This is a genomic window from Polaribacter sp. (assembly GCF_965656025.1).
Classification (GTDB): domain Bacteria; phylum Bacteroidota; class Bacteroidia; order Flavobacteriales; family Flavobacteriaceae; genus Polaribacter.
In genome coordinates, this window is the sequence record NZ_CBFHJT010000017.1 from 1 (window position 1) to 16194 (window position 16194).

Sequence of the window (16194 nt, forward strand, 5' to 3'; positions counted from 1 at the left end):
TTCCTTTTCTTTCAGTATATTAGATATATGCATACTGATGTTTGGTATAGAGGTGTCAAAAAGTGCTGCTAGCTGACTTTGGTTCATCCAAACGTTACCATCTTTGATATATAAACTTACAGATGCTACCATCTGGCGTGTTATAAATAATGATGTTTTGTTGGTTGTTTTCCATTACAATATAAAATTTCTATAAATTATGAGATTGCTACGTGCCTCGCAATGCTTTTTGTTGCATTTCTCGCATACCTAACTTATTAGTGCTTTTGCTTTTTCCTGTTTGTTGGTATTTTACGTGTACTATGTCTGGCATTTTATTTTTTTGTAGTAAGTTGTTCGTTCCTTTTTCTTTCTCTTCGTTTTTTACCTAACTCTTTAAAATATTCTGCAATTTGAATATCAAAACCAAAACTAACAAAAGCATTATTTTTCATTGCAGTAAAGCCACCTTTTTCTAGTAGAGGTATACCCACAGAAACATTAAAATCTAAGGCATTAAAAAATGTAACGCCAGTACCAACGCCTGCCATAGGAAAATTAAATTCTTTATTTGTACTGCTGTTAATTAAATTATACAATATACCTGAGCCATAAATAAGGATGTGCCAATTGGAAATAAGAGGTTCTTTTGGTGGACTTGTTTTTGTATAAAATTTACCAAAACTACCATAAGTTTCACCTGGATTTCTTGGTAGCCAATCACCTCGATTTACTAATTTTATTTTTAAACCTATTTTTTCACTAAAGTGAGAAAAATTACTTATGCTTTCACCATTTCCTAAATCAATTGCACCATTTACAAAAGAAGTTGTATTCATTCCCACTGTAAAATGAAATTGAAAACGATTAATTTTATCAGTCTGCATTTTGTCTAATTTCACTAAAAAACTTTCTACATTAAAAATTAATACTTCATTTCCATTTGAATCTTTAGTTATTTCAGTATAATCTTTAACAAATGTATTTAATGTTGCCAATGCAGATTTATACTTACCTGTTTCAAAAACTTCATCTAAAAGAGAAATAATATTTACATATTCAGAAAAAGTTTTGGTTTTATCAAATTCGTATAATTTTGAAACTAAGCTTACAAATGGTTCAGGATTCTTATTTAAGTTATTTAAAAATTTGAAATTTGAGTTCTCTGTGAATGATACATATAATTTTTTAGACAAATCATCTATAAAATCTTTTGATTCAATTAAATCCGGAAAATATTTTACACTATATTCAATATTTGGAATAATCTCATTCTTTAATGAATACAACATATCACTAAACATTAGAAATTTATCTTCAGGTTTTATATTTATGTCATTCAAAAATATTTTTATTTTTTTGAGGTAATTTAAAACTGAACTTAATTTCTTTATACCAGTTTCTAAATCTTTAATATAATTTTCTCTTATATTTTCGTTCGATTGTTTATTAGCATTGGTTAATTTTTTCGACAATTCTTCAATAGAGTTCCTTAAATTAACAATAGTACTATCATACTGTGTAATAGATAAATTATTAGCGCTATCACTCTCTATTTCGTCTAAAAAAAACTTAGATTCTTGATTTAAGCTAAAGTCTGCTTGTCCATTAAAATACACTTTATCTATACTATTGCTTTTAAAATTAGATTTCTCTAATATGTATTTTAAAGCACCTATAGTTGAGGTATAGTTGCGCAGAAAAGTATTCATGCTATCATAAATAGCTTTGCTATATGCTAAATTATCTTTGTTATAAATAGCGTTTTCATCCTTATAATATTCGTAATACTTTTTCTGAATATTAAACATGTTTAAATAATCATAATTGTTAGAATAAGAAACCCTCATTAAACCAAGGTCACTTAATTTTTCATTATCTCTTATTACTTCACTTGAAATATCAATAATAAGCGACACGAAATTATTTAAGTTATTTTTAATCTTGTTTGTTGACTCCTTTGTGGATAAGCCTTCATAAACGTTTTTATTAGATTTTAAAATTGAGTCATTATAGTTAGCCAAAAGACCTTTATATTTTAACCCTCTACTAAAATCTTTTAAAGAATCTAAATGATAACCTATTGCTAAAGCTTGTAATTTAGACTTGATATCACTATCAGTTGCAGATTTTTTTAGATAAAAATCAGCAAACGCATACACAAAAACCAAGTTCACAGTACTCTCCATAATTTTACGAGTACGAATATCTGTATCTGGCTCTTCTAATACCCCTTTTATAATGTTGTCGGCATAATTATATATTGTACCACCTGAACCGTATATTTTTTTTAAAAAAGAGTTTTGTATAACTTTTATTTTAATTTCACTTTGCTTCTCAGCAATTATTCTTGCAATTACTTCAGGGTCTAAAGTTCCTTTTGTAAAGTTTAACCCATCTAAACCTACCTGCAATGTTGGTGCCTGATGTTCTATTTCCTGTGCACTTATATTGACTGCTAATAATATAAATAATATAAGTACAATTCTTTTTTTTAAAATTTTCATAGCAAATTTGATATTGGTTAGTTAAGTTATTTTTTTCTATTTGAGATGCGTTCATTTACTTTTTCATAATAATGAACTATAAAAATAGAAATCTTTTTAAGTTAAATAGGTATATTACCAAGTAAATTTTTATTGTACTAATTATTAACAATAAATTATCCCAAACAACATCCATAAACAATACATCACAAATCAATATGCAATTGCACATACATCAAGACGCAGTAGCACATGCACCTTGATGCAACTTGGAAAAGTTCAGTAACTTTTAGTAAATGTTGTAGTATTTTTGAATGAATTTACTAGTAATTTTATACAAATGTATTAGTATATTTATGCAAAACTTGTAGTATATTTGATAAAGGGTTATCATATAAGGTTTTTGCCTTGTTTTACACACTTATAATCAAATATACAAAAAAATGGCTTTACAGTACAGAATTACCAAAAGAAACAATAGTTTACAAAATAATACGCCACAATACATAATTCAGGCAATTAGTAAAGGTACCATAGACTTAGAAAAATTAAGTACCGATATTAGTAACGAGTGTAGTTTGCATCAAGTAGATGTAAAAGCGGTTTTGATTGCACTGGGTATAAAAATGGATTTTTACCTACAAAATGGTTACACTATAGATATGGGTGATGTAGGTAAATTTAAAATGGGCTTGCAAAGTGTGGCTGCCCCATCACCAGAGGAATTGTCTGCTAAAAAAAATATTAAAAAATTTAATATCAATTATCAACCTTCTCGTAAACTTAAAAAAATGCTGAAAGCAGGTGTGCAAGTATATAAAGAAGGGAGTAGGTATTTGTAAATTATTAGTTGGTGGTTTTTGGTTGGGGGGATGTTTTTTGAAATTTAAATCTTTATAGATTTCTTGACTTTGCTCATACTCCAATCGTAATAACATACAGCTTGTCATCTCTGTAAAGGTTACCCAATTCATTGACAAAATGAATGTTATCCTTAACCATAAAAAAAGCCTCAACATTTGTTGAAGCTTTTTCCACTCTTAATTCAAATTCAATTCAATGAAGTCTTTTGATTTTGTTTTTACAACTCGTAACGATTTGGAAAAATTAATCAAAAATTGAACTGTTTCTTTTTTGGGTTGCATCTGTAAATCAGACGGCTTTTTTGAGTAAAGTTGCATCATATATACTATTTAAAATGTTGGTTTCTAAAATAATAACGATGCTATTTTTACTTTATTGTTAGTTTACCAAAATAATTTTATGTTTTTCTATTAACTTACGCATATTTATTAATGCATAACGCATTCTACCTAGGGCTGTATTGATACTTACACCCGTATTTTCGCTAATTTCTTTAAAGCTCATATCTTTATACATACGCATTACCAAAACTTCTTTTTGTTCTTCTGGCAAGCCATTGATAAGCTCTCTTACATCATCGTAAATTTGCTCTTGTATAATTTGTTTTTCTGCGTTTAGGCTACCATCATTAATAACAGAAAAAATATTAAATTCATCTGTATTTTGAAATTTTGGCATCCTGTTATTTTTTCTAAAATAATCAATAACAAGATTGTGCGCAATGCGCATTACCCAAGGTAAAAATTTACCTTCTTCGTTATATTTTCCTTTTTTTAAGGTTCTAATTACTTTGATAAAGGTATCTTGAAAAATATCTTCAGTAATTGCTTTGTCTTGAACTTTGCTATAGATAAAGCTAAAAAGTCTTTGTTGATGTCTATTTATCAAAACAGCCAAAGATGCTTCACTACCTTTAAGGTAATCGCTTACTAATTTACTATCAGAAATTGAATTTGTACGTACCATAACTACTTTAGAAAAGCTAAGAGGCTTTTCAGAATTTTATTAATTGTTAATTAAAAAAGTAGTTTTTTACTATATACGTCTAATTTTATGAGATTTATCAATAACAAATATGTATATTTTTTTTTACACAAACAAACATTTAACAAAAAAACATTTTTACTACTTCTTAAAACAGCTATTTTTTTGGTAATTTTATAGCTTATATTTTATTGATACATGAAGACAGATCTTTCTAAAGTAAACCCTAAAGAAAACATCATAATTAAAGGTGCTAAACTGCACAATTTAAAAGATATTGATGTAGTAATACCAAGAAATAAATTGGTTGTTGTTACTGGACTTTCTGGGTCTGGTAAATCTTCTTTAGCTTTTGACACCCTGTATGCAGAAGGACAAAGACGTTATGTAGAGAGTTTAAGTTCATATGCAAGACAGTTTTTAGGCAAATTAGACAAGCCAAAAGTAGATTACATAAAAGGGATTGCACCAGCCATTGCCATAGAACAAAAAGTAAATTCTACAAACCCACGTTCTACAGTAGGCACATCTACAGAAATTTACGATTATATTAAATTATTATATGCTAGAATTGGTAAAACCTACTCTCCTATTTCTGGTAAAGAAGTTAAAAAAGATACCGTTTCTGATGTTGTAAATTTTGTAAAGAAATTTGATGAAAGAACAAAACTGTTATTGTTAGCTCCTATTACTATAAGTGAAAACAGAGATTTAAAAACCGTTTTACAGGTTTTAGAACAACAGGGTTATGCTCGTTTAAAATGGAATGACAAAGTATATAGAATTGCAGATTTACCACAAAAAGAGTATCAAAACGAGCCTTTATTTTTAGTGGTCGATAGAATTGTAACTAAAGATGATGAAGATTTTTACAATAGATTAGCAGATGCCATACAAACTGCTTTTTTTGAAGGAAAAGGCAGTTGTTTTGTAGAAAATTTATCTCAAAAAAAAGTAACTGAGTTTAGTAATAAATTTGAGTTAGACGGCATGCTTTTTTTAGAACCCAACACTCATTTTTTTAGTTTCAATAATCCTTATGGTGCTTGTCCTACTTGCGAAGGTTACGGAAACGTAATTGGTATAGATGAAGATTTGGTGATTCCCAATACAGGTTTATCTATTATGGAAGATGCTATTTTTCCTTTTAAAACACCTTCTTACATTCATTATAAAGACACGTTAATAGATGTTGCATATCAATTTGATATTCCAATTCACAAACCTTGGTTTCAACTAACAGAAAAACAACAAGAATTGGTTTGGAATGGCAATAAATCTTTTAACGGAATTCATCACTTTTTTAAAGCTTTAGAAGAAAAAAGCTATAAAATTCAGAATCGTGTTATGTTATCTCGTTACAGAGGTAAAACCAAATGTACTACTTGTAATGGCAAACGTTTAAGAGAAGAAACCAATTATGTAAAAATAAACGAGAAAACAATTTCTGATTTGGTTACCATGCCTTTAGATGAATTATCTACATATTTTAAATCTTTAAAATTAGACAAATACGAAGAAAAAATTGGAAAACGATTATTGACAGAAATTAATAACAGATTGCAGTTTTTAACAGATGTTGGCTTGTCTTACTTAACGTTAAATAGAACTTCTAACACCCTTTCTGGTGGCGAAAGCCAAAGAATAAATTTAGCAACATCATTGGGGAGCTCTCTGGTTGGCTCTATGTATATTTTAGATGAACCTAGCATTGGTTTGCATCCAAAAGATACAGAACGCTTAATTGGTGTTTTAAAAGATTTACGAGATTTAGGCAATACAGTTGTTGTAGTGGAACATGATGAAGACATCATGAAAGAAGCAGATTATATAATAGATATTGGTCCAGAAGCGGGTACTTTTGGTGGTAATGTAGTTGCAGAAGGTAGTTTTACAGAAATTTTAAAATCCGAATCTTTAACAGCAAAATACTTAAATGAAGACTTAAAAATTGAAGTACCTACAAAACGTAGAACTTCAAAAAATAAAATAGAAATTATTGGCGCAAGAGAACATAATTTACAAAATATAGATGTTACTTTTCCTTTAAACTGTTTGTCCGTAATTACAGGAGTTTCGGGTTCAGGAAAAAGTACGTTAGTTAAAAAAATTCTGTATCCAACCTTACAAAAAAAATTGATTGGTTATGGTGATAAAGTGGGCCAACATACAGAAGTAAAAGGTAGTTTTGACACACTAAAACATGTTGAATTTATAGATCAAAATCCAATTGGTAGATCTTCGCGTTCTAACCCAGTTACATATATTAAGGCGTATGATGATATTCGTGCCTTATTTTCTAATCAAAAATTATCTAAAATTAGAAACTACAAACCCAAACACTTTTCTTTTAATGTAGAAGGTGGACGTTGTGAGGTTTGTAAAGGTGAAGGAGAAGTAACCATAGAAATGCAATTTATGGCAGACGTCCACCTAGAATGCGATGTTTGTAATGGAAAACGCTTTAAAAAAGAAGTTTTAGAAGTAAAGTTCGATGGAAAATCGATAGATGATATTTTAAATTTAACGATTGATGATGCTGTTACTTTTTTCTCAGAAAACTTAGTAACCAAAATTGCTAATAAATTAAAACCCTTGCAAGATGTTGGTTTGGGCTATGTAACTTTGGGGCAATCTTCTTCTACCCTTTCTGGTGGTGAAGCTCAAAGAATAAAGTTAGCGTCTTTTCTGGTGAAAGGAAACACCAAAGACAAAGCACTTTTTATTTTTGATGAACCAACAACTGGTTTACATTTTCATGATATTAAAAAATTATTGGCTAGTTTTAATGCCTTAATAGAAAAAGGACATTCTATTGTAGTGATTGAGCATAATATTGAGCTAATAAAATGTGCAGATTACATTATAGATTTAGGCTTAGAAGGTGGCAGAAATGGTGGAGAACTTATTTTTCAAGGTACACCTGAAAAATTGGCTAGAAATAAAAAATCGTATACAGCTAAATATTTGGCTGAGAAACTGGCGTTTTAAAATAAAATTAAGGTGTCATTCCGAATGAAGAATGAGGAGGAATCTCACAAATATTTAATTGGTGATAAAAATAAATTAAAATGACCACAAACCTAACCAACCAGCAAAAAGTAAATTACGTTAGAATTATTGCCATTTTAGCCGTTTTAATTTTAATGGTGTATGCCCCAAAATTATGGGTTACTACTAAAACTTTTCCTGTAATACCGTTGTTTGATTGGCTACCAATTCCAACAAATCCGCTAGATTATATTTTAGCAGGTTTCTTTTTTATCATACAAATTGTATACATTTTTCAGAATAAAAGATGGCAAGGTTGGGTAATTCTCCTACTCTACCTTTATTTGGCATTGGTAGATCAAAATAGGCTACAACCTTACTTTTATCAAAGTTTTCTAACTATTTTAGCTATCGAAATTTTTCCTAGAAAAACAGATTATAAAAAGGTTTTATATGCTGTAATTTTAGTTTTTTTTGCTACTTATTTCTGGAGTGGAATTCAAAAATTAAATCATTCTTTTTATGTACAATGGCTATCAGCGTTAAACAAACACTTTAGTTGCGTAGAAAGTTCTAGCAACGCTTTAATTTGCTTACCACAATGGTTTTTAGAAAGTTTTACCTACGCTGTACCTTGGTTTGAGGCATCAATGGGAATTTTGTTATTATTTAATAAAACCAGAAAATTTGGTGTGTTGTTTATATTATCTATGCATGCTATTATTACATTTTTACTTTTTTATTTAGGTTATGGTTACAATGTAGTGCCTTGGAATATTCAAAACATGTTTTCTGTAGTAATTATCTTTTGGACGCTTAAAACCACAAATGCTTTCGATTTTTTTATCCAGTTTTTTAACAAACAAAAACTTGCCATTTTAGTATTTACAATAGGATTACCCATGGCAAATTTTTTTACTGGTTTTTATGATAGTTTATTGTCATTTCACTTTTTTACAGCAGATTTAAACTATTACAATGTTTTTGTAAATGAAGAATTAGAAGACGCTTTGCCCAATCATATTCAAGATTTTTACAGATATAAAAACGGAAAAGCTTATTTAAATGTAAATGAATGGGCACAATATGATAATAAAGTACTCTTTTATCCAGAGGAAAGAATGATACAGTCTTTAGATGTTTATTTGCGCTCTTTTGCCAATAATCCCGAAGAAGAAGGATTGACTGAATTGGTGGTTTACAACCATGAAGGGGAATAAATTATAAGTAGTTTATTGTTTTTAAGTACGAATTCTAATTCAACTTCCACGAATTCTAAAACAGCCAAAATTTAAGTAAACATAGCCACTACTTTTACAGTGTATTAACATTTAAAAAAGTAGAAATTATGAAAACAATCTTCAGAAACACCGTATTTGCAATAGCAACCATCGTAAGTACCAGTTTATTTGTAAACTGCGACTCATCATCATCAAAAAAAGCAAAACCTACAGCAGTAGTTGTTAAAAACAACATACCTGCAAAAAAAGTAATTAAAGAAGTTACCTATCAAAAACCAATCGTTTTTATTGCTGGTTTTGATAAAGGCAATGAAACTTTTTACTCAAAAGCCAGAAATTATTTTAAAGAAAAAGGGCTAAAAGTAATTGATGGACAATATTCTTTAGAGGAAATTATTGTGTGGTTAAACAATAATGGGAATCAACGTGTTTATAGCGAGATTCATATTGTAAACAAGAGCAATCCTTATAAAGGCATGAATTTAGAAACCGTAATTAGAGGCGATAAAATAACATCAGAAACCTTAAGGAAATCTATAACACAAGGTACTTTACCTACTTTGCAAAATGTGGTAAATGCCAACTCTAAAATTGTTTTTCATGCCTCTGGTTTAATAGAAAATAAAGCACTGATAAAAACCTTAAAAGATGCTTTTCACGCACCAGAAAACCCAAAGGTAATTGCCTCTCCATATCATACTATTTTTGGCGGTAAGTTTGCAGATCATTATTTAGCACAGCCTTATTATGTATTTTATCCAACAGCTTATTCTCCTGGAAAAATGGACTTATCTAAAGAAATTGCTAAAAAATATCCCGAAGAGAAAGATATCGATTGGTATGATGCTTTAAATAATGAAGAAGAAAGATATGTAGGTGAACCTTACACCACACAATTTAGCATACCAATTAAATGGGAGTTCGATTTTTTTAACACAGACAATCAAATGCCAAAATTTACAATGCCAGAAGATGTAATGGATTGGATTGAAACACAAGACGAATTATTGGCTGAATTTAATAAATATGACATCCCTTTAGAAAAATTTAGATGGACGTGGAATGTGAAAGGAAGTACATTAACTATTAAAGGAAGAACCACAGGTTTGTGTGTACTAAAACCTTTAATTAAGCCTTATGGAGATTTAGAACACGTAGAACCAGACACAACCAATAGACGCCTTTATGCGATGAAGTAAAATGGAATGGAAATTGTAGTTTGATAACGTCATTACACAAAATTAAAAATGGTGTAATGGCGTTTTAATTAGTAAGTTTGTAATAATGAAAATATTTTTAAATCTCTTTTTATTGATGTATGCATTAAAAAAACAGTTAAAAAATACTGTTGGGTTCTTTTTTACTGTTGTTTTGTTGATAAATGCCACACACTCACAAGAAAATAATTTTAATGAAATTGAAAGTTTTAAAGAGTTTAAAAATTTAGAAGTGCTAACAATTGCCCAAGATGATTATCATAATATTTGGCTGGGTACAAACAAAGGTTTATTAAGGTTTGATGGGGTTTCATTTAAGAAACAAAATTTAAAATATTCAGAAAAAGTAAATACCATTTTATCTAAAAATGATTCTTTATTTATTGGTAAAAATAAAAGTTTACAGCTAAAAACTAAAAATCGACTTTTTACTTACGATGCCAAAAATGTCAATACAATATTTACTCATAACAATGCAATTTTTATTGGTACCAACCAAGGAATAGCAACTCTAAAAAAAGAGTATTTGCAGCCACTAAAAACTACCTACAAATTAGATTTTTCTATTATTAACGATATCACTTTTTATAAAAAACACTTTATAATTGCTACAAATAATGGTCTTTGGCAAGTCGATAATTTATTTGAACCAAAACAAATAAAAGTAGTTCAAAAAGGAAACTTCTCCTCTCTTCTACAAATAGAGAATCGCTTATTTACAGTTAAAAAAAATTCCAAAATATTAGAATTAAATACTGATTATCAACTCATAGAAAGATATACTACAAACAATATTAAAAGCATAGAAAATATTGCAAATAAACTATATGTAATTACCGCAAATAACGGAATTGATATTTTAAATGCAACCAATTTTATTTTTGAAAAACGATTGAACAAATACAACAGCAATTTAAACTCGAATGTTATAAACACTGTTTTTCAAGATTTAGAAAACAATATTTTTATTGCCACAGAAAATAATTTGTTCCTAAAAAAAAGTAATCAAATTCCTACAAAGCCTGTTCTTATTATTGCAGACATAGCTGTAAATTATACTCGTGTAGACTCTATATCTACTCAAGATTATAGTAAAACTTTACAATTAGAACCGAATCAAAATAATATTTCTTTTTTGTTACAAAGTGTTTCTATTAGCAATCCAAAAAATATTGAATTTCGTTATAAATTAAATGGTGCCTTTTCTCCTTGGTCGTCGCAAACACAAATTAACTTTGCTAATCTACAAGCAGGAACTTATAAATTTATTGTAGAAGCTCGTTTTAAAAATGCTGATGCGATTAATAGTAAACAATTCGCTTTTAAAATAAAAACACCTTTTTACAAACAAGCTTGGTTTTATATGTTGAGTGTAGTCGTTTTTTGCTTGTTATTAGCTGCTTTGGTTGAACTGTATCTAAGAAAAGTAAAGAAAAAACATCAAGCAAAAGTGAATACTTTACAACTAGAAAATCATTTATTGTCTTTAGAGCAAAAAGCTTTGCAGTTGCAAATGAATCCGCATTTTATTTTTAATGTGTTAAATGGCATCAAAGCACTTGGTAATGCTGATGACAAAAAGGAATTGAACAAAACAATTTCTCAGTTTTCTGTTCTTTTAAGAAGCGTTTTAAACAATTCGCGTTTAGAAGAAATTAGTTTGAAAGAAGAAATAGTTACGCTAGAAACCTACCTTCAATTAGAACAACAAATGAATTCTAAAAACTTTACTTTTGAACTAAAAACTTCTTTAAACGGAATGGATGCAGAAGAAATTTTAATTCCGCCAATGTTGGTGCAACCTTTTTTAGAAAACTCCATAAAACATGGGATTCAACAAAATGATTCAAAAAATAAAATTAGCATCAATTTTACCATAAAAAACAGGTTTTTAGAATGTACAGTTATAGATAATGGAATTGGAATTTATCAATCACAAAAAAATAAATCACATAAAAACCACACTTCTGTCGCTTTAAAAGTAACCAAAGAAAGAATAGAAAATCTATCTAAACATAGTACTTTTTCGGTCGTAGAAACTAAAAAAGAAAATATAATTTCTGGCACAAAAGTATGGTTTAAAATTCCTTTAAAAACAGATTTTTAAACAAATGAAAAGAAGGAAATAAAATTATGACAAAAACAACCGCAATTTTAGTAGAAGATAATGAGTTAGCTTTAAATATGTTAACAAACGACATCACTAATAACCATAAAGAACTAGAAATTATTGGTACTGCTAAAAGTGTGGTAGAAGCTGCTAAATTATTACAAAAAAAACAACCAGAAATTCTCTTTTTAGACATTATGTTAGGTGATGGAACTGGCTTTGATATTTTAGAAATTTTTCCAAACTTAACATCAAAAATAATTTTTGTAACTGCAAGTGATGCACATGCCATAAAAGCGTTTAAATTTTCTGCAATCGATTATATTTTAAAACCCTATTCAGATACGGATTTAGACAATGCAATCAATAAAGCAAAAAGTCAAATGCAACCGGACAAAGCACAATTAGAAGTTTTGCAGCAAACAGTGACTTCACCCAAAAACAAACCCCAAAAAATATCTTTAAATACATCAGATAAAATTATTGTGGTACAAATTGCAGATATTATTCGTTGTAAATCAGACAATAATTACACTACTTTTTATTTTAAAGATGGTTCTAAATTATTGGTTTCTAAAACTTTAAAATATTTTGCAGATTTATTAACAGAAGTAGCTTTTATAAGAGTACATCAAAGTCATTTAATAAATTCCAAATATATTAAAGAATTTATAAAATCTGATGGAGGCTATTTAATACTTACAGATAACTCAAATGTGCCTGTTTCTGTTAGAAAAAGAGCAGAAGTTTTAGAAATTTTGAATTCTTATTAAATTACTTAGTTTTTAAACTTAGTATTTATTAAAAGCCCAAAAACTAAAATTATAAATATTATAGAAAATAAAATAACCATATAGTTGTAAAATAAATCCACAAAAAAAGCTTCTTATTTCTAAGAAGCTTTGTCTTTTGGGTGGAAGATGGGGCTCGAACCCACGACTTTCGGTACCACAAACCGACGCTCTAACCAACTGAGCTACAACCACCATTTGTTGCGGGTGCAAATATAAATATTTTTTCTATTCTAAAACAACAAAAATTTAAATTAATTTATCTAAACTTTCTACAGCTGCGTAACGTTCTGTATTAAAACCTTCTGCATATTCTACTCCTATCAACCTTCCTAAATCTCTTGCTCTGTAATTTATGCTGTCTATAAAATTTTTACTTGTAATAGGTGTTTCTGGTTCTTTACTATTTGGATCGTAAAACTGTGTTTTATAAGCCAAAACAGCTGCTGTTTTTATATCTATAAAACCAGATACGTTTAATACAAAATGAGGTTCTATATTTTTCCATTGCATATAATGATATACTTGTTTTGGACGCCATTTTTCCTGAGCTTCACCTTCTAAACTGGTTTCTATCTTCATTAAACCACTTAAAAAACAAGCGTCAGAGACCAATTTACTTCCTTTTCCATGGTCTATGTGCCTATCATCAATAGCATTACACAACACAATTTCTGGTTGATATTTACGAATCATTTTTATGATTTCTAGTTGGTGACTTTTATCATTCGTGAAAAAACCATCTGCAAAACCTAAATTTTCACGCACAGAAACGCCCAATATTTTTGCTGCATTTTCTGCCTCTACTTTTCTAATTTCGGCAGAACCACGTGTACCTAACTCGCCTCTTGTTAAATCTACAATCCCTACTTTTTTACCTAAAGAAACTTCTTTAGCAATGGTTGCTCCACAACTTAATTCTACATCATCTGGATGTGCACCAAAAGCCAAAATATCTAATTTCATATATATTTATACTGTTTTTTAAAATGTTTGATTATACATTTAATATATTCAATAATTCACAATAATTATTTAAGTTAGCAAATATATTGATGTAATTTTTAATTCATTCTCGTAAATAAAATTAAAAGAGACATCAAAAATAATCAATTTTAAAAGAAAATATAAGAAGCCATTGTGTCTATTTCGTTTTCGTATTTACAAATAGTTAAAATAATGTCTTTTTTTTATGATAATCACAAAAATTTTACAAATCGAAAAGTTATGATATATATCATGTAAACCCGCTTGATATCAGCATAATTTTACATCATAAAACAAAATATAAAAACAGAAAATTATGACTTTGATGCTTGTTATTTTAGCAATTACTATTGGTTTATTTGTTTGGGGAAAATACTCTCCAGATGTAATTGCATTAGTTTCTATGCTAAGTTTATTCTTATGTGGCATTATAAATTTAAACGAAACCTTAAGTGGTTTTAGCAACCCTACTGTTATTATGATTGCTGCGCTTTTTATTATAGGCGAAGGTTTATCGCAAACGGGTTGGACAGCCTTAGCTGGTAAAAAATTGATTGAATTGGCTGGAAAAAGTGTACCAAAATTATTAGTAATTATTACATTAGGTTCTGGTGTATTGTCTGGCTTTGTAAGTAATACGGGTACAGTTGCTACCTTATTGCCTGCAACTATTTCTTCTGCATGGAGTATTGGTACATTACCATCTAAAATATTAATTCCAGTTGCTTTTGGATCTAACACAGGTGGTTTATTAACCTTAACAGGTACACCACCAAACATTATTGCAAATAATGCATTAATTGAGGCTGGTTTTGAAGGTTTCTCTTTTTTTGAATTTGGGTTGATTGCTTTACCTTTATTAATTATTGCTTTGGTGTATTTTAGATATGTAGGTTTTAAAGTTTTACCAAAAAATAAAACAAATAATAAACCTATTAATATAGATTCTACTTTGCACGAGTGGATTAAAGGCTACGAAATAGATAATGACTACTATCAATTAAGAATTAGATCTGTATCACCACTAATTAACACAAAATTAAGTGAGTGGGATTTAGAAAATAAATACCACATTAACATTATTCGTCTAAAAAGAAGACATCCAAACAGACTAAAAGGCACCCAACCTTTTATAGAGTTTCCTGAAAATGAAACAGATTTAAGATATCATGACATTATTACTGTAAAAGGAAATACAGAAGATATTAATAAAATTATGATTGAGTTTAGATTGGGTTTAATACCAAAAGAATCTGCCAAAACTGAATTAAGAACCAATTTAATTAATCAAGAAGTTGGGATGTCTGAGGTTTTAATTGCACCAAATTCTCAGTTGGTAGGTAGAAAAATTAAGCTTAAAGAATATTTTAAAAGATATGAGATACAATTATTAGCTGCTTCTAGAAATCATGAGCCTTTTTTAGAAGAAGAAATGAGAGTAAATGCCGGAGATAGTTTTATTATTAGAGGACCTTGGGAAAATATAGAAAAACTAAAAGAACAACACAAACATATTGTTGTGGTTGGTAGTCCAGAAGAAATGCTAAAGGATGTGGATAAATTAACTCCAAAATCTTACATAGCTTTAGGTGCTTTGATTTTAATGATTGCCATGTTAGTTTTAAAACTGGTACCAGGTTCAATAGCTGCTTTAATTTCTGCAGGTATTGTATTATTTACAGGTTGTGTGCCTTTTACGAAAGCTTACAAAAGTATAAGTTTTACAAGTGTGGTTATGATTGCTGCTATGATACCAATGGGTGTTGCCATTCAAAAAACGGGTGCAGCAGAATTAATTTCTAATTCTTTAATTGGTTTTTTAGGAAAAGAAAACCCTACACTTTTATTAGCAGGAGTTTTTATTTTAACAACTACATTTAGTCAGTTTATAAACAACTCTGCAACAGCTGTACTAATGGCTCCCATAGTTTTATTAGCTGCTGGTACAGTTGGTATTTCTCCAGAACCTTTATTAATAACAGTAGCTGTAAGTGCTTCTACAGCGTTTTTAACACCAATTGGTACAACAACAAATGCTATGGTGATGAGCTCTGGTAATTATAAATTTATGGACTATTTTAAAGTGGGTTTACCTCTTTTAGTAATTTTCTTAATAACAACTTTGTTATTAGTACCCATTATTTGGCCATTTTAAGAACATAAAAAATTAAAAAAAAGAAAAGGAAAAGAAAATAGGAAGTCCCCTAAACTAAAGTTTCTTAATTATTTAAGAGACTTTTTTATGGCTTGCTCGATATCCGCAATTAAATCTTGAGGTTCCTCTATACCAACAGAAAAACGAATTAAGCCGTCTTTAATGCCTCTTTCTAAACGTTCTTCTTCACTTAACAAAGCATGCGTAGTTTGTGCAGGACTTACTGTAGTACTTTCTAAACCTGCTAAACTCATAGAAGGTTTTATCAATTGTAAATAATTCTGAAAAACCATAGGATCTATGCCTTCTTTCAGTTCAAAAGATAACATGGCTCCAAAACCTTTCATTTGTTTTTTTGCTAATTGATGTTGTGGATGACTTTTTAAACC

The 16194-nt window shown here is 29.0% G+C and carries 11 protein-coding genes and 1 tRNA gene; 7 read left to right on the plus strand and 5 right to left on the minus strand.

From position 1 onward, the window contains the following. Positions 1-314 precede the first annotated feature (314 nt). Complete coding sequence (locus tag ACTG3S_RS04785; RefSeq protein WP_439128235.1) at positions 315-2486, minus strand: hypothetical protein; 2172 nt, start codon at positions 2484-2486, stop codon at positions 315-317. 422 nt (positions 2487-2908) lie between these two features. On the opposite strand from ACTG3S_RS04785, the gene ACTG3S_RS04790 reads away from it, so the two are divergent. Further along, positions 2909-3307, plus strand: coding sequence for a DNA-binding protein (locus ACTG3S_RS04790; RefSeq protein ID WP_439128236.1), 399 nt, complete (start codon positions 2909-2911; stop codon positions 3305-3307). Between the two features lie 400 nt (positions 3308-3707). Here the strand turns inward: ACTG3S_RS04790 and ACTG3S_RS04795 are convergent, their stop codons facing one another. Then, on the minus strand, positions 3708-4295 hold the full coding sequence (locus ACTG3S_RS04795; RefSeq protein ID WP_439128237.1) for an RNA polymerase sigma factor: 588 nt from the start codon (positions 4293-4295) through the stop codon (positions 3708-3710). A gap of 216 nt (positions 4296-4511) precedes the next feature. Between ACTG3S_RS04795 and uvrA the strand changes: the two genes are divergently transcribed. The 5 genes from uvrA to ACTG3S_RS04820 all read left to right on the plus strand — a co-directional run bounded on the left by uvrA (position 4512) and on the right by ACTG3S_RS04820 (position 12645). Further along, a complete protein-coding gene (uvrA, locus tag ACTG3S_RS04800) occupies positions 4512-7304 on the plus strand; it encodes an excinuclease ABC subunit UvrA (RefSeq protein WP_439128238.1) in 2793 nt (930 codons plus the stop codon). A gap of 80 nt (positions 7305-7384) precedes the next feature. Beyond that, the gene (locus tag ACTG3S_RS04805) at positions 7385-8524 is read left to right on the plus strand and encodes a MauE/DoxX family redox-associated membrane protein (RefSeq protein WP_439128239.1); all 1140 of its coding nucleotides are present in this window, start codon (positions 7385-7387) and stop codon (positions 8522-8524) included. Between the two features lie 128 nt (positions 8525-8652). Then, the gene (locus tag ACTG3S_RS04810; protein ID WP_439128240.1) at positions 8653-9744 is read left to right on the plus strand and encodes a hypothetical protein; all 1092 of its coding nucleotides are present in this window, start codon (positions 8653-8655) and stop codon (positions 9742-9744) included. An 85-nt stretch (positions 9745-9829) separates the two neighbouring features. Continuing rightward, positions 9830-11869, plus strand: a complete 2040-nt coding sequence (locus tag ACTG3S_RS04815; RefSeq protein ID WP_439128241.1) for a histidine kinase — start codon at positions 9830-9832, stop codon at positions 11867-11869. Positions 11870-11895: 26 nt separating this feature from the next. Then, positions 11896-12645 carry a LytR/AlgR family response regulator transcription factor gene (locus ACTG3S_RS04820; protein ID WP_439128242.1) on the plus strand — a complete coding sequence of 250 codons (750 nt, stop codon included), beginning with the start codon at positions 11896-11898 and terminating at the stop codon, positions 12643-12645. Between the two features lie 138 nt (positions 12646-12783). Here the strand turns inward: ACTG3S_RS04820 and ACTG3S_RS04825 are convergent. Beyond that, positions 12784-12859 (minus strand) — tRNA-His (locus ACTG3S_RS04825). Between the two features lie 53 nt (positions 12860-12912). Beyond that, entirely contained in the window at positions 12913-13629 is a 717-nt protein-coding gene (bshB1, locus tag ACTG3S_RS04830; RefSeq protein ID WP_439128243.1) for a bacillithiol biosynthesis deacetylase BshB1, read from the minus strand. Between the two features lie 337 nt (positions 13630-13966). On the opposite strand from bshB1, the gene ACTG3S_RS04835 reads away from it, so the two are divergent. Then, complete coding sequence (locus tag ACTG3S_RS04835) at positions 13967-15805, plus strand: SLC13 family permease (RefSeq protein ID WP_439128244.1); 1839 nt, start codon at positions 13967-13969, stop codon at positions 15803-15805. 68 nt (positions 15806-15873) lie between these two features. On the opposite strand, the gene ACTG3S_RS04840 is transcribed toward ACTG3S_RS04835, so the two are convergent. Further along, on the minus strand, positions 15874-16194 hold a 321-nt coding region (locus ACTG3S_RS04840), incomplete at its 5' end, for a PLP-dependent transferase (protein ID WP_439128245.1).